At 43.3% G+C, this 16,415-nt stretch carries 13 protein-coding genes; 8 read left to right on the forward strand and 5 right to left on the reverse strand.

Translation table 11 applies throughout. The annotated features are described in order from the left end of the window. Positions 1-130: 130 nt before the first annotated feature. Positions 131-391 carry an Lpp/OprI family alanine-zipper lipoprotein gene (locus ACQEXS_RS10580; RefSeq protein WP_367990336.1) on the forward strand — a complete coding sequence of 87 codons (261 nt, stop codon included), beginning with the start codon at positions 131-133 and terminating at the stop codon, positions 389-391. 71 nt (positions 392-462) lie between these two features. Here the strand turns inward: ACQEXS_RS10580 and ACQEXS_RS10585 are convergent, their stop codons facing one another. Genes ACQEXS_RS10585 through ACQEXS_RS10595 form a run of 3 tightly spaced genes read right to left on the reverse strand, consistent with a single transcriptional unit; the run spans position 463 to position 3,756 of the window. Continuing rightward, entirely contained in the window at positions 463-1,368 is a 906-nt protein-coding gene (locus ACQEXS_RS10585) for a L,D-transpeptidase family protein (protein WP_367990337.1), read from the reverse strand. A 1-nt stretch (position 1,369) separates the two neighbouring features. Further along, positions 1,370-2,785, reverse strand: a complete 1,416-nt coding sequence (gene phrB / locus ACQEXS_RS10590; RefSeq protein ID WP_427013797.1) for a deoxyribodipyrimidine photo-lyase — start codon at positions 2,783-2,785, stop codon at positions 1,370-1,372. A gap of 20 nt (positions 2,786-2,805) precedes the next feature. Beyond that, entirely contained in the window at positions 2,806-3,756 is a 951-nt protein-coding gene (locus tag ACQEXS_RS10595; RefSeq protein WP_427013798.1) for a YbgA family protein, read from the reverse strand. A gap of 301 nt (positions 3,757-4,057) precedes the next feature. On the opposite strand from ACQEXS_RS10595, the gene deoD reads away from it, so the two are divergent. Then, positions 4,058-4,768, forward strand: coding sequence for a purine-nucleoside phosphorylase (deoD, locus tag ACQEXS_RS10600; RefSeq protein WP_367990340.1), 711 nt, complete (start codon positions 4,058-4,060; stop codon positions 4,766-4,768). Positions 4,769-4,839: 71 nt separating this feature from the next. Continuing rightward, complete coding sequence (locus tag ACQEXS_RS10605) at positions 4,840-6,309, forward strand: transposase (RefSeq protein WP_427013799.1); 1,470 nt, start codon at positions 4,840-4,842, stop codon at positions 6,307-6,309. A 364-nt stretch (positions 6,310-6,673) separates the two neighbouring features. Here ACQEXS_RS10605 and ACQEXS_RS10610 read toward each other — a convergent pair whose 3' ends face one another. Both ACQEXS_RS10610 and ACQEXS_RS10615 read right to left on the reverse strand, forming a co-directional pair. Beyond that, complete coding sequence (locus ACQEXS_RS10610) at positions 6,674-7,126, reverse strand: hypothetical protein (RefSeq protein ID WP_427010767.1); 453 nt, start codon at positions 7,124-7,126, stop codon at positions 6,674-6,676. A 10-nt stretch (positions 7,127-7,136) separates the two neighbouring features. Further along, positions 7,137-9,014, reverse strand: coding sequence for a S8 family serine peptidase (locus ACQEXS_RS10615; protein WP_427013800.1), 1,878 nt, complete (start codon positions 9,012-9,014; stop codon positions 7,137-7,139). A 747-nt stretch (positions 9,015-9,761) separates the two neighbouring features. Here ACQEXS_RS10615 and ACQEXS_RS10620 point away from each other — a divergent pair. The 5 genes from ACQEXS_RS10620 to ACQEXS_RS10640 all read left to right on the forward strand — a co-directional run bounded on the left by ACQEXS_RS10620 (position 9,762) and on the right by ACQEXS_RS10640 (position 16,385). Further along, the gene (locus ACQEXS_RS10620; RefSeq protein ID WP_367990344.1) at positions 9,762-11,252 is read left to right on the forward strand and encodes a hypothetical protein; all 1,491 of its coding nucleotides are present in this window, start codon (positions 9,762-9,764) and stop codon (positions 11,250-11,252) included. After that, positions 11,224-12,804, forward strand: coding sequence for a diguanylate cyclase domain-containing protein (locus tag ACQEXS_RS10625; RefSeq protein ID WP_427013801.1), 1,581 nt, complete (start codon positions 11,224-11,226; stop codon positions 12,802-12,804). Before ACQEXS_RS10620 ends, ACQEXS_RS10625 begins: the two co-directional genes overlap by 29 nt. A 96-nt stretch (positions 12,805-12,900) precedes the next feature. After that, entirely contained in the window at positions 12,901-13,293 is a 393-nt protein-coding gene (locus ACQEXS_RS10630) for a DUF3302 domain-containing protein (RefSeq protein ID WP_427013802.1), read from the forward strand. Further along, the gene (locus ACQEXS_RS10635) at positions 13,293-14,423 is read left to right on the forward strand and encodes an HlyD family secretion protein (RefSeq protein WP_427013803.1); all 1,131 of its coding nucleotides are present in this window, start codon (positions 13,293-13,295) and stop codon (positions 14,421-14,423) included. Before ACQEXS_RS10630 ends, ACQEXS_RS10635 begins: the two co-directional genes overlap by 1 nt. 159 nt (positions 14,424-14,582) lie before the next feature. Continuing rightward, entirely contained in the window at positions 14,583-16,385 is a 1,803-nt protein-coding gene (locus tag ACQEXS_RS10640; RefSeq protein WP_427013804.1) for a tetratricopeptide repeat-containing diguanylate cyclase, read from the forward strand. Positions 16,386-16,415 lie beyond the last annotated feature (30 nt).

The raw sequence follows: 16,415 nt of genomic DNA on the forward strand, positions 1-16,415 counted from the left end.
AATCTTGGATTTTTTTGACTTTTCTTTTCTACATCTTCTGTAAGATTAGGTCTACAATTTACCTCGTCACTATATCGTAGATAATGTATAGGACGAATTTTTGATACTTACATATTGCAAGGAGTTCATGATGAACAAAATGTTAATCGCAGCTGCAGCGTCTTCTGTACTTCTACTGGCTGGTTGTGCTTCTGGTCTGGACGAAGCAACAACAGCAAAAATGGATGAGCTAAGCAACCAAGTTAGCCAGCTAACCAACGAAGTTTCTGCACTGAAATCAGATCTATCGACTGAAGTTCAGAAAGCTGGCGATGCTGCAATGTCTGCTCAAGAAGAAGCAGCACGTGCAAACGAGCGTATCGACAATATTGCTCAGTCTTACACTAAGTAATTCTGAATCAAGTTGTAAAAAAAGGGTCTGCATTGCAGACCCTTTTTTTTAACCCAATTTTCTTCTTCTGATTAATTCACATATGACGGCGCGACGACTTCTGTTGGCACACCGTTTTGTGACAATATCACCGCGCGCGCTTTCACATCCGAAATATCAAACTCATCTAACCACCAGCTTAGCTGCTGCGGAACCACCATATCTTTTTTACTGCCATCGCTACGTGTTAAAGGCTCGTGAGCTTCAACAAATACACTGCGATCCGGCTCCAACGCCACTTTTACAGGCTCATCAATAATTTTCACTTTTTCACCCAGTTTGATCTGAGGGAATAGCCACTTAATATCTTTTGGATCCATACGTATGCAACCTGAGCTTACTCGCATACCGATACCAAAGTCTTTATTGGTTCCATGGATCAAATAGTCACCCGCCCCATAAGCCAGTCGCAGGGCAAACTCACCTAAAGGGTTTTCTGGACCAGCGGGCACAACCGTAGGTAGTTCGATGCCTTTCGCTAAATACTCTTTTCTAATTGAAGCAGGAGGTGTCCATGTCGGGTTGGGTCTTTTTTGGCTGATTTTGGTCTCCATTTCCGGCGTATCACGACCGATTCGACCAATACCGACAGGGAAAATGTGTACTTTATTTTCTTGGGGCTTGAAGTAATAAAGACGAAGTTCAGCCAAGTTAATCACAATACCTTCTCTGGGCACTTGGGGTAAGATGATTTGAGTTGGAATGGTTAAAACATAGTCCACTTGAGGTAAAAAAGGGTCAACGCCCTTATTTGCTGCCATTAATGACAAAAAGCCAACATCATATTGCTTTGCAATATCCGCTAAGCTTTCTCCTTGCTCAACCTTATGATATTGGGTGCGCCCCACCAAACTGCTGCCCTCTGGCGGTAGTTCATAAGTTGCCGCAAACACCGGCAGACTCAGACAACAACAGAGAGAAAGAACTTTTCGCAGCATTTTAGGTTTCCTTAGCTTCTTTATAGAGACGTAAGGTTATCTCTCTTTCTACCTTGTGATCAACTATCGGCTTGGGATATGACAATGTATTGACAGCTGGGCATTTCCACGGCTGATGAATATAACGTGTTTCTAAATCTCGTAGCTCAGGAACCCAGCACCGAATAAAAACGCCATCGGGGTCAAACTTCTCCCCTTGAGTAATTGGGTTAAAAATCCGAAAGTAAGGTTGACCGTCACATCCGGTTGACGCACACCACTGCCAGCCACCATTGTTCGCAGCATAATCTCCGTCAATCAGGTGGCTCATAAAATAGGCTTCACCCTCTCTCCAACTAATATGTAAATCTTTAACCAGAAAGCTGGCGACAATCATTCTCAAACGGTTATGCATCCAACCTGTCGTGTTAAGTTGCCTCATTGCCGCATCAACAATTGGATACCCAGTCATGCCCTCTTTCCACGCTTGGAACAGCGTGTCATTCGTTACCCATTGCAAGCTCTCCCCCCATTCAAGAAAGCACCGTCCTTTACTGAGCTTAGGTTCAAAATGAAGTAAGTGTTGATAAAACTCTCGCCAAATCAGTTCGCTTTGCCAAACCTCTCGACCACAACTTAGGGTCGGCGTTTGCCGATACATCACTCTGCCCATACATTGCCGTACAGAGAGCGCACCAATTGCCAAATAAGGGGAAAGGCGACTTGTTGCCAGTAGAGCTGGAAAGTCACGTTGCTGATGATAGTGTTCAACCCATTGCTGGTCGAAATCGCGCAGTTGATTGCGGATAGCAATTCTATCAATGGGGTACGCAGCACTAGAAACCCGAGGAAAACTGAAACTTGCATTCAGTTGAAGCGAGTTTATTTTATCCTTTTGCAGTTGAGACAAAGGCGAAGCGGTTTCAGTCTTAAGTACTGAAAAAGACAACGCATACAACTTGCTGAGATAAGCCTTTTTAAAAGGCGTAAAAACTTTAAAGTACTCTCCTTGTTTGTTGAGCACGGAACCTGGAGGAAAAATGCACTTATCATCAAAGCATTGATATGCCACCCCTTCCAATTTAAGCCGCATTCTAAGATGCTCATCCCGTCGTTGTTCGTCTACCTCATAATCCTTGTTTAGATAAACCGCACCGGCTCCACATTGCTTCGCGATATGAGCAACAAACTCTGCTCCATGCTCATAGGTGTCACTTTCATGATAAATAAGCTCGACGTTGTACTGTGCTAACTCTTGTTTAAGCACTTCGAGACGTCGGTATATAAGGTCTGCCTGAATAGGGGCAAGATGATGCTTAAGCCAAGTGTCAGGTGTCGCCACATAAACACCAATCACAGGTTCGCCACTTTTTATAGCTTCAAATAATGCCCTATTATCATCAACGCGAAGATCGCGCCTGAACCAAACCAGTTTCATCCAATTAATTTACCTTGCATTCATAAGCCATAACGTAAGCGTAGCGCTTGAGGATAAGGGTCAAAAAAAGATTGTTGTTGTAAGTAACAGTCAGGATGCGCTGATAAATAATGTTTTATCAAGGTTAAAGGGGCCAGCAAAGGTAACAACCCAACGCGATAATCATCAATTAGTTGGCGAAGTTCCGCTTTCTGAGCTTTGTTTAGAGCACGTTTAAAATATCCTTGCAGGTGCATCAACACATTAGTGTTATTTTTTCTGCTGGCTCGATGCACCATCGCTTTCATTAAGCCTGTGCGATAAAGGTTATAGAAATCAAGAACATCATAATCACATATGTGAGCCACAAGCCGTCCTAACTCCTTGTATGATTGAGGGTGATGCGCCATCAAGGTCAACTTATAACGAGAATGAAATGCAACAATTTTTCCTCTAGTAGGAGTGCCACTCATTGATTGGTAGAAATCGTGTAAAGTAAAAACCCGGGTCACGAAGTTTTCTTTCAGTACAGGATCATTAAGACGTCCATCTTCTTCTACAGGTAGCCACGGCATTTTAGCCATTAACTCTTTGGTGTAAAGGCCAACTCCAGTGCTGTCTGAGCCTCCTTTTTTATAGACTTTAACCCGCTCCATACCGCATGTCGGTGACTTGGCACAAACCACATAACCGCAAAGTTGATCATTGATTAACGCATTCACTTTCTGTTTTGCGAAAGCCACCATCCTATCGGTGTGCTCTATACTATTGTCTTTCGTCTCTACAAGGGCGATCCGCTCTTTGTCGGAAATAAGCCGAATGGTCGGCCTTGGCACTGGCATTCCGGACTCAACTTCAGGACATACCGAAACAAACTCAAAATAAGGTGACAATTCTTTAGTCACAAACCGACTCAATTTATGTCCAGAGTCAAACCTGACATGCTCACCAAGTACGCAAGCACTTACCCCGATTTTAATCATTTGGCTCATAAACAATCCCCTTTCTCAATCAAACATCAATACTTTTTATTTGAATCTGCATCTATCCATACGATGAGAGAGGCATTTTGGTTCAATTTTTTAAGCAAACGTTTTTACAAATCGATTGCTCAATCAAAATCAACAGAATTAGTTATCAATAGGTTTTTGAATGTCTAAAATAAGGTTTTTTGTGACAGAGTTCTCATGGGAGTATGCTAGATATAGCTAGTATTGCCTCAACAGATTTTTTCAGTTCAACAGAATTAGTAATAAAATGAGCTAATTCGCTAGCAACTTTGGAGTAACAACTATGGCAACCCCACATATTAATGCACAACCTGGTGATTTCGCAGAAACAGTATTGATGCCAGGCGATCCACTACGTGCAAAATACATTGCAGAAACTTTCTTAGAAGACGTAAAGCAAGTTTGTGATGTGCGTAACATGTTTGGTTTCACAGGTACTTACAAAGGAAAACGTGTTTCTGTAATGGGCCACGGTATGGGTATCCCATCATGCTGTATCTATGTTCACGAGCTTATCGCTGAATACGGCGTGAAAAACGTCATTCGTGTGGGCAGCTGTGGTGCAGTTCGTGACGACGTTAATCTAATGGACGTTGTGATCGGTATGGGTGCATCAACAGATTCTAAAGTAAACCGTATCCGCTTTAACAACCACGACTTTGCAGCGATCGCTGATTACGGTCTTCTAGAAGAAGCAGTTAACCAAGCGCGCGCTCAAGAAGTACCAGTAAAAGTAGGTAACGTGTTCTCAGCTGATCTTTTCTACACACCAGAAGCTGACATCTTCGAGAAGATGGAAAAACTAGGTATCTTGGGTGTCGATATGGAAGCTGCGGGTATCTACGGTGTTGCAGCGGATCTTGGTGCAAAAGCACTGACGATTCTAACGGTATCTGACCACATCATTCGTGGTGAAAAACTAAGCTCTGAAGAGCGTCAAAAGTCGTTCAACGACATGATGAAGGTTGCACTTGAAACTGCAATCAACATCTAAGACTCCACCGATTGAAGTACTTCGCCATCAGAGGATTCTCTGATGGCCCAGATAATCCCGAGGGGGAGATTGTGACAACAGGCAAACTGCCGCTGGAAGCAGAAGGGTTACAGCTCAACTTTTGTAAAACATTGGCGTGTGACAACTTTGGATTGAGTGAGGCACATCGATACGTTGTGCAGCATGCTAACCCAAAACGACCTGCTATGGTTTGTCGGGAATGTGGCGCTTTCCCCCCCTTACTTAACAATCAGGAAGTTCTTAACGAACTTCATCGACTACGTCACCTTCACAGTGACGGCCTCCCCGCATGTCGCAATGAAGACTGTGACAATTTCGGTCTTTCCGTTCATACCCACAAACATCTTTACCATGCCTTTGGTTATAGTGGCGATCGTCAGCGTTATCGCTGCAAACAATGCCAATCGACCTTTGTGGACAAATGGTCTGGAGCAAACAAAAAGCTGAATTTTCAAGAGAACCTACTCGGTTTGCTCTTTATGAGTTACTCGGTACGTGAAATATGCCGTAAGTTGGAAATTAACCCAAAAACGTTTTATGACCACCTCGATCACATCGCAAGTCGTTGCCGCCGTAAGCTGGCAATGATTGATGCGCGATGGGTAAACCACGCACAAAGCTATCAGCTTGCTTCGTACTATGTGCCATTGCAACCACAGAGCAACAATGGCGTACTTTGGATAACCACTGGGGAAGCGAAAACTGGCTATATTTTGTGCCAGCATGTGAATTATTCTTCAGACGAAGAACCCAATGGCCCCAATGACCACAACCCTTACGACATGCCAGCAAGATTCGTATCGCAGGATTATTCATCTGAGTCCAATATGCCTGCGTCCGCACCTTCTCCTATTTTAAGAGAGCGTATTGACCAGAAATATCAGATTATTTTAGCTCGCGGTAACGTAGAAGACCCAATGGGTAACCTGACAACATTTAACTACCCTTCCAAAGGTGCTTTAATTCGACCGCCTTATACCTCTTACGCGCACTACCTGCATGTGTTAGATATGTGTGGTGACGACAAACGTGTATCGATTTATATGCCGCAAGATCCGGTCTTACGTTCAGCAGCTTTGAGCGTTTGCCTGCCTCGTATTCAGCAAAAAAACGTAGACCTCATGTATGTCGAAGAAGACACTCAATGGAGTAACGACATCACTTTTGGCAAAACCGACATTGTACACGTAGGTTGGTGGCGTGACCGCTGGGCTATCGCTAACCAAAAAGAAGCATCTAAAGGGATATGTTATTTGGCGGGAGAGCGCAACAATCCAGAGGAATGGCTGGTTAACGCATCAACACGTAAAGTCGAGTTTTACCAACAACGCTTCCAACTGTTGTTTGGTGCATTTATTAATGAGCCTAGACGAAAGCTTCGCCCCGGAGGCCTATTACCGATGCTGGATATTTTCAGGGCGTGGCACAACCTATGTTATCAAGATAAATGCGGAAAAACCGCGGCACAAAATCTCGGTTTGACTGACGCCCCACTGACACTGAGAGAGCTGCTTCAGTAATCACTAAGAACTGCATAAAAAAAGAGCCGCGATACGCGGCTCTTTTTTATGGGGATGATATGGGTTTGACATATTCAACAATGGACCGCCAATGTTTCCTTTCAAACTTCTCATGTAACTTATCTTCACTCGCGAAACGCTGACTATTACGAGATAAGTTCATGGGATGCTTTTGAGGAAAATAGTATTGGCTCTCCACAATTGAACTCAATGAAATATATCCTTTTGACTCGAGCGCTCTGTCTAAAGACCGAGCGAATCTCTCATCCAGCTTCTGCCATTTTCTAAGCATTTTACAACCTGCTTATTACACTTTGGATGGATGAAAGCAAAAGGCCCAAGAGAACTCAGGCCTTTTCACTCCTTATTGCGGCTTAATGTCGTTTGGTTGCAAATGAATGCGAACGGGAACATTTAACTCTGTGTTCAGCGCACTTCGTAATGCTTTCACATCCGTTCCTTTTTTCGCATACAGCAATGCAATTCCCCCTTCATAGCCAAGAAATTCCAAATCAAATTTTTCGGCAATCACTAACGCTTGCTGCTCGTCAGTAACAATCTCAATTTCTCCAGAAATCGTCTTCGGTTTAGGTTGGATGACACTGTCGGCATTCGCAGAAAGGACAACTGAGTCACCGACACGAACGGTATTCGACTTTTCAGCACTTGCACCTGCAGACCTTGTTGACAAGTGATTGGATGGTACAACGGAGTACGCTTCACCATTAATATTGATGGTTGGCTCCTGAGCTATCGCAGAAAACGAACATAATGAGCCGATCACAAGCATTGTGAACAAAGTATTACTATTTTTCATGTTTGATTCCTTATTTCGCTTCTGTATGACCTAAAATACGTAACGACCAACCTAACAGCTCGCCATTTTCGGTATTGTTATTGACGTGATATCGCTTACCTGTCTTGACCTCTGTTACGTAACGAATGTCTTTGCTGGTATCGGTGACGCGCAGTGTCCAATTTCCTCTTGCTGATTCACCATAAAATTTGTGGCTTAACATCAACTTGTTTCGGAATCCAACTGACTCTACAACCATACTATTGCGTGGTGACATCAACACACTGCGGGTACCAGATGGAGAAACCAGTTCAACCAGCAGATCTGAAATACGCTCGTGGTTCGCATTGAGGGTGATCTGAACCGCTTCAACCGTATTGTCACTTTCAACCGCCAGTGTGCTAGACGTTGCATTTGCACCCGCATCAGCAATTGCAAGTGGGTTTTCAAGGTTACTGTTAATCCAAGGGCTAATCTCAAGTGACGGTAATGGCACGTAGTTGTCTCGTCCTGCCTTAATTGCAGCACTTACATCAATTAAACCAAAGCCATAATAAGGGCTGTATTGATAACCAGCCGCATTTTCTTCCCAGCCTTCTAAGCCAACAACCGTACGATTTGCTCCCGCTGCAGTGGTATAACGTAGTTGTAAATCGCCATAATTTGGATCGACTTGTGTCGCGGTTGAAGCGAGAAGGTGTCGGATATCACGCTGATGCATATTAGGGAATGCAGACATCATGACCGCAAAAGCACCTGATGTATTGGGCGCCGCTGACGAAGTCCCATTCATAGTGCTGTTGTAGTTACAAGTTGGGTCTAAAGGAGTACCACCGTGTAACAAGTGGCCTGGATATGGCGAATCGTCTGGATCGTTGTTATTGTACCCCATTTCACAACCTGTCGGATCTGTTGTCACATGAGCAGGGAAATCACTCCCAAACTCTCCTCCTAGTGCGGTTAAAAATACACTGCTACCTACTGTTGAGTATGACGAACGCGTCCCACCAGCGGCTAATGCACTCACGGTTACGTTCCAATAGTTTGCATTATCATTCTCTTGGTTGCTATTTTCCCATGGTAAATCAGCATCTTGGTTAATAGGTCGGAACTTATTACGGTTGTAGCCATTGCCTGCAGATTTTACGAAAACCGCACCAAGTTGACCGTTGGAGTCCATCGACATACGCTTCAGAGTTCGTTCTCTAAAGCCTTCGTCGTATGATTCCGATGTCAATACTGAACGACCATAACTTTGGTTAAATACTCTTACGTCGTCTGTATAACCCGGTTTACCATGGCTAATATACCAAGCGTTAGGAATGAGGGTTTCGGTATCCCAATCAATAAGATAATTGTAGCCCTGCAAGTTTACCTCTGGTGCTACCCCAATACCTCCTAGGCCATTGTTACGCACAGCACCAATGATTCCTCCAACAGAAGTTCCATGTGCATCTCCACGGCGAATTGGACTTGGATCACCGGAGTTTGTCACTAGGTTTTTTGAACGCCCTTGACGAATATTGCCTTCAAGATCTGGGTGAGCAAGCTCTAACCCATCATCCACAACGGCAACGTTAACACCTTGACCGGTAAAGCCGACACGGTGCGCCCACCATACGTTCATATCATTACCTGCAACCCCGCCGTTACGTGCAAATGCACGTTGACCAGTATTCATTAGGTGCCATTGGTGTTCGGTCAATGGGTCATTTCCTGGAAGGCAGCGTAACAAGCTGTTTCGCGAAACATCGACGTTGTCATCCACATTTAACGCAGAACAAGCTTCAACACTTGCCGGCTCTCCTGAATTTTCGAGAACCGTCGTTGATACCCCTGCATACGACATAAAGGATGCGGAGCCTAACAATGCACTAATAACTAGCGCCACTGATGTTGGTTTATACATTTTTATATCCTTCTAATATTCGCTTGATTGAATACCAAGCACGAACATATTTAAGATAAAAAAACACCATTCAAAACCATCGAAAATATCATTTGTGATCTTAAGCGCAGTTAGAAAATACATTATTAATATTTTTTAGGTTCAGGTTCTTACTATCAACAATAAAACTTAAAAACTAGCAATACCCAGACATAACAACTAAATACAAATCTAATATTAACAATGAGTTAATCCTTAATTTAGAACATATTTATAGTTAAACTAACAATATTTAGTTTCGACATATTGGACAAGTAGTTAAAATTACAAAAACAACAATAAATTAAGACACCTCTACAATAGAAACTAAAATTGGTATTAGATTTAATTACAATTGAAAGGTAAGTTAATTATTTTTCACACCGATACCGTTCTATATAATGTAAGTTAAATTGGCGTCAAAATATTGTCCTTATATGTAATAAATGAATAACTCCTCTTTCCTGCTTTACATTTGCCTACACAACATGCTGGTTTATATAAACATTTCCAAAATGAATATTACTGGCACAATTTGTGCTTTATTTAAATATAAATTGGGCATAAACGGTTTCACTCAAAAACTCCGAGCTGCGATATAATTAGCATTAGTGTGAACCTCGCCAGTAAACCGTACGCTCAACGTTGCTTTTGCTGGAGATATGGCAATGGCTGTTTTTATAATGCTTTGGTATTAACACAACACTTTGCTGTTAAGGGATTGATTAATTGGACAAAAGCCAACATCTTTTAGAAACGGAAATCACACGACTCAGAGACAAAGTTGAATCTGAGCCAGAAAAAGTGTTAGCGACAGCTGAACAGTGTGTTACGCGAGCAAATCAGATACTTTACCCAGACGGCGTCATCCAAGGGTTAATCATCATGTCTCGTTGTTGCTGGTGCCTGATGGATTACCGGAAAGGACTAAGATACATCAAAGAAGCGCACAGTAAGCTAAGCACAATGGACAGCGATGATTACCTCCCTGAAATTCTTCATATCCACGCCTTACATTACTGGGGACAAGCAAAATACTACTCCGCACAACAGTTTTGGATTAATGCGTTAGAGCAATCAGCCTTAGTTGATGAAATTGAGTACCAAATAGAGAGCCTCATTGGGCTTGGCAATGTTTGGCGTATCACCCATGAATATCAACTTGCGCGTACAACTCACGAGCTTGCCGTTACTGTTGCCAATAATACACGTATTGCTTGGTTAGAAGGAAAAGCACGAATACTGCTAGCATGGGATTTATACCTGTTAAACCAGTATGTTGAGATGCTCAGCGTGTTAGACGGCGCATCAGAGCTACTTTCTCACCATGACGATAAAACATGGCATGCAGAAGTATGGGACTTCCGTGGCCTCGCATTATTAGGGCTCGAACGGATTGAAGATGCAGAAAAAGCGACGGCAAAAGCCCATGATCTTGCAGTAGAACACAACTTAGTATGGATGCAAGCTCACTCTTTCATCAGCCGAGCTAGACTAGAATTGCTGAGAAGCCATCCAGAACGTGCGGCAGAATTGCTGGTAAAAGCCGAGCGTTCTGCGTCAACATTCGATAACGGCGAGCTACTTTCTCAGATCTGTTTCCAGCAATCTCGAGTGGCAGAAGAGCAAGAGGATCACCAAACCGCCCTTGCTGCGTTCAAAAAATATCGTAAGCACTCCATCGATATGCTCCGAGAACAAACGGCTCGTGTCAGTAAAGACAAAGCCAGAGCTTCAAAGCGCCAGTTAGAACAACGGGCTCGAAAACTCATTAATCGTATTCGAGGTCAACATGAATACGACCCTGACAAGCAGCTCAGTCAAATGGTTTCTGAAACCTTTTGGTGGGAGCAGTTAGTACTTTGCAAAACCGAACTTAAGCAATCGAAACACTCCGTGATCATCATTCAACACGAAGATAATCATTACTTGGATGTGTGTGCAGAAATCGCCCATTCATTATGCAATCGTATGGATCTGCTTTCACGTTTAAGCGCTGACCGCCTCGGGCTATTGCTGGCAGACAAAGGGGATGAGGCTCTTAATGTCTTTCGTGTTCTAGCAAAAATGATTGAAATTTACCCTTGGCATCGCAAAGGTTTAAAACAATCTCTACCACGAGTTATGTTTGAGGATATTTTGGCTTTCCCATTCACATTAGAACAACTTGAAGAACTTCAGGACACAGAAAATGGAAACGTTACTCAACAAAATCAGTGAGTCAGGACTAGACGCTTCCTCTGTTTCTGGCGAAGAAGCTCTAATTTTCTGGAACCACATTCGTCAGTATGTCGCGACAACACCACAAGAGAAGGCACAAGCTCTGATCATCAGTGCTGAATATCGTAATGAGCTTAAGCAACCTCAAGCGAGTTTGGATGAGTTACGGCAAGCATTGAAACTATTGAGCTTACCCCAAGATGCAGAGTTAATCTTAGAAATTCGAGCAAGCCTTGCCGAAAGATTGGTTGAAACGGGTGACTACACCAGTGCCTTGAATGAATACATCACCAGCTCAACCATCGCAGTTGATAACAGCTTCATTGATGCCTATGTTACCGCAGTATTAGGAATGGGGAACTTGTGTGATGCCTACGGCGATCACAATCGCGCACTTCGTTATTACCAAAAAATCGACAGTATCGACCATGCCATTACTAGTCGCTCACTCAGGCTTCGATATAAACTCTATATGCTGTCTTGCTACATAGAGCTCAATCGCACTGAGGCAGCAAATGATCTGATCCGAGAGTGCGAAGAACTAAGCATCCTTGTCAGCGATAAAGTATTAACAGGGCAAATCTATCTTTATCGTGCAAAATTGTATCGTCGCAAGAAGAAGTTTGATGATGCCATGCAATGCCTCGCGAATGTCCAATACGCTGCTGGCAATATCCATTCAAGCTGGCTATCGAATATGATCCGTTTAGAACTGGCGTATTGTCTTACCGAATCAAATAAACCTCATATGGCGAACTGGGTACTCGAATCGGCCCACAAACGCATCAAGCAATATGCCTCTCCTTTCCTTTCACTCAAACTGTCCAATTCACTTAGCGACATCAGTGAGCAACAAGGGGATTTCGCTCGTGCATTAAGCTATCAAAAAAGAGCGTTTCGCATCGAAAGCGATCTCATGAAGAACATCCCAATCAGTGAGCTTGGTGCTGCGCAGCTACGGCGCTTATCTCGTTTCGAATTGCAACTTAAACTCATTCTCTCCGAGTTAGAAAATCGCGAACTGAAAGAAACAACGGAAAACCAGAAACACACCGTAGCCCAGCTGCAACAAGATGTATTCACAGATCCATTGACCAACTTACACAACCGTCGCTGGCTCGATGTAAAATTAAAAGATCTGCTACTTCACGATACCCCATTCGCGTTAATGGTTATCGATATTGACCATTTTAAGTCGATTAACGACGAACTCAGTCATTTGGTCGGAGATAAAGCCATTGTAAATGTCTCTAAAGAATTGGCGGCTTACTTTAAATTTCGCGGTGCTTCTTGTGTCCGTTTCGGTGGCGAGGAGTTCCTTGTCATTCTAGAAAAAGCCACACTGGATCAAGCAGAATTGCATGCAGAGAACTACCGCGAACGTATTTTCCAATTTGGTTGGCACGAAATACTCGGAGAACGTGGCCTTACGGTCAGTATCGGCATTACCTTGCACCGTGAGGGAGAAAATACACAACGCACATTCTATCGCGCAGACAAAGCGCTATATCGAGCAAAAGCGAACGGTCGTAATCAAGTTTGCACAGAATAGACAAACCTAGATTTTCAATGCTAACCGCTTGTTTTCATCCACTTAACTAACGTATTCTCACTAAACAATCACAACATCGTCACAAGGAAGTAACTAATGTTTCTCGATTATTTTGCGCTAGGTCTGTTGATCTTTGTCGCGCTGGTAATCTTTTACGGCATTATCGTCATTCACGATATACCGTACGAGATTGCAAAAGAGCGTAAACATCCTCATCAGGATGCCATTCACTATGCAGGCTGGGTTAGCCTGTTTACCCTACATGCTATCTGGCCATTTCTCTGGATTTGGGCCACCCTCTGGCGCAAAGAGCGCGGCTGGGGGTTCCAAAAGCTTGAAGAAGAGCAACATGATATCCACCATCGTGTTGATCAGCTCATCGATCAAGTTAATCAGCTACAAAGCGAAGTCGCACGTTTAAAAACACATCAAAGCAACAATCACTCAACCGTTTCCGTCCACGCAGCACGTCATGAGGAGGAGCAATAATGGATTTACTTCTTGTCCTCACTTATGCCGCCATATGTATCGCCATTTTTAAAATATTCAATATCCCTCTTAATAAATGGACGGTTCCAACCGCTGTATTGGGTGGTGTGGTTTTGGTGGGAACTCTGATTCTACTGATGAACTACAACCATCCATTTACACAAGTGGGCAATCAAGTGTTCTCCACAACCCCTGTGGTATCTGGTGTTCGTGGCCGAGTCATTGAAGTTCCTGTACAGGCGAATCAGCCACTGAAGCAGGGAGACATTCTATTTAAAATTGACCCAATTCCGTTCGAAGCCGAGGTTGCAAAATTACGAGCTAAAGTAAAAGAAGCCAGCCAAGGCGCATTGGGCCTTGAGTCGAATGTGAAAGAAGCTGAAGCCGCTACTATCAAGGCAATCGCAGATCGAGACAAAGCCAAAAGAGAATATGATCGATACCAGCGTGGTTATGACAAAGGTGCTTTCACTGAACAGCAACTTGATACACGTCGACAAGCTTATAAAGCGGCTCAAGCGTCACTCGAAGTCGCTCAATCCAAGCAAGAGCAAGCGCAAATTGCATTAGACTCCGAAGTGGGTGGCGAAAACACCGCAGTCGCTCAACTGTTAGCTGAGTTGCGTAAAGCAGAGTTCAACTTAGAACAAACCATTGTTCGAGCACCAACAGATGGTTATGTTACTCAATTGGCGCTAAGACCCGGAGTAATGGCAGTACCTTTGCCTCTCGCTCCAGTAATGACTTTTGTTCATACCGAAGAAAAACTCTACACCGCAGCATTTCGCCAAAACTCTCTACAACGCCTGAGTCCGGGTTTTGATGCCGAGTTCATGTTTAGAGCCCTACCAGGTAAGGTATTTAAAGGTGAGGTTATTGAAGTGTTACCAGCAATTGGTGAAAGCCAATTTCAAGCCAGAGGATCATTGTTAGGTACGGAAGCATTACGGACCAGTGGCCGTGTATTCGTCACATTAAAAATCAACGACGATCTTTCAGAATACCGCCTTCCTATGGGGACTGCCGTGGAAGTTGCTGTTTACTCAGACAGCTTTACCCATGTCTCCGTCATGAGGAAGGTGCTCATTCGAATGAAAAGCTGGCAAAACTACCTTTACCTCGATCACTAATTAATTCAGCCCACTTGGAAGAGTGGGCTTTTTGAGCATTTTATCACTACACTTAATGACAGAGATCAAATTTATATGTAACAGGTTATGGGATAAGGTTCTCAAAAAGATACGTAACTTATAGAATACAAACTTTTTGCAACCAGCAGGAAGCTGTGCATGAGCCGTATTGTTTGTTTTTTATTTTTTTTGCTCTCTCTCCCTCCATCTTATGCCAATCCGATCATTGATCGTGCATTAAGTTTGGTTAAGTTACAGCCTCAAGAAGCCATTCAGATCATTAAGCCAATCGATTACGATCAACTGTCACCTTTAGAGCAAATTCAATACGCCACTGTCCTAGCTTCTGCATTGGGCGGACAAGGAAAGCACCAAGCCTTTGCCCAATTTATAGACTCCTACCATCCGCCAGTCATCAGCTCCAGAAAAGAACAAAGAGCGCTGTTCGCGTTCCAAATTCAGGCCGCATGGCCATATGAACAACAAGCTGAATACGACAATGCATTGAAATGGTATCAAGAGGCTGAGAAAACAGCGTTAGAGCTTGAAGATATGGAAAGCGTGGGATTTATCAAAATCCAGTACAGCGCTGTTTATTCTCAGCAAGGCAATTTTTATCAAGCATTGGAGCAAGCTCAACAAGCCTATAAGCTACTTGCAACAACCTCTGATCAGGATCGACTCCTTAACTTATTAAGTCAGCTCGGCATTTTGTATTACCTTAACCAGAACTATCCTCTGGCAATTGAGTATCAAGAACGAGTATTGGAACTGGCTGAGACTCAAAACGACAAACATGCAACGACACTTGCTTATTACAACTTAGCCAATGCCTACATGAAATTAGGCTTATCGACAGGAAGTCAAGATGAGCTTGTTCAGTCTCTAGATTGGTTCGATAAGGCTTATATTAACGTTAAAGAAGCAAGTACACGTTATTTAGAACCCGACGTTCTGCTTGGTTTAATTGCTCTCCATACCGAACTTTCAAACCTACAAAAGGCAGAAGGTTATGTCACAGCATTAAAGGCGTTGAATGCGACCTATGTCGGCTACAGTCAACTGTCTCATGCGCTTACATTGGCCAGTTTTTTCTTCGCTACGGGTGAGTATTCGATAAGCCAAGTATACTTACAAACCGCCACCAACTATTTCCAAAATGAAACGCAAAGTTACCCTATCTACGCGATCAATCAGTTAAAAAAAGCGGCAGGGATCTACCATAGGATGGGGCTGAATGAGCAAGCCTACTTGACTCAACGCCAGTTTGATCGCCTCGCTGAGATCTACTATCAAAACAACATTCAAAAAGAGCTGGCTTTCTTGCAATCCGAATTGGACAACCAACGCTTGCAACACGAAAACAACGTACTAAGTCATCATAATCAAATGAATCAAGTTGGTCTTATCTCCAGCGCTTTTGTCTTAGTGATGGTGTTAACTTTGTTAGGTGGTCAATATCGTCAAAAGCAACAATTTTACCGCCTCTCAAATACCGACCATTTAACTGGTGTACCTAACCGTCGCTATCTCTTTGAATTGGGAGAGCAAAACTTCGCCCCCAAACAACTTTCTGTCATCTTGTTTGACATCGATTTTTTTAAGCAAATCAATGATAAATTTGGTCATGACACTGGTGATACCGTCCTAAAAGAGGTTGCGGCTCTTGCAAAATCTTGCTTGCGTAACCAAGACCTTCTTGGCCGAATTGGTGGAGAAGAGTTCTTAGTTCTTTTACCGTCTCTGACATTGCATGAGCTAAATCATGTCGCTGAGCGTTTAAGAGCCAGCATCGACGGACATAATTTTTATGACATCAATGGAAGTAAAGTGAACGTGACAGCAAGCTTTGGAGTCCATCACCACAATCAAGCACTCAGCTTGGACCAAGCATTTAAGTTAAGTGACCAAGCGCTCTACAACGCGAAAAGAAACGGTCGAAACTGTTGCGTATGTTGCTGATTTAGACATACAGATAAAGCGGTATTAGTT

It is taken from the genome of Vibrio sp. TRT 17S01 (assembly GCF_050113695.1).
Lineage (GTDB): Bacteria > Pseudomonadota > Gammaproteobacteria > Enterobacterales > Vibrionaceae > Vibrio.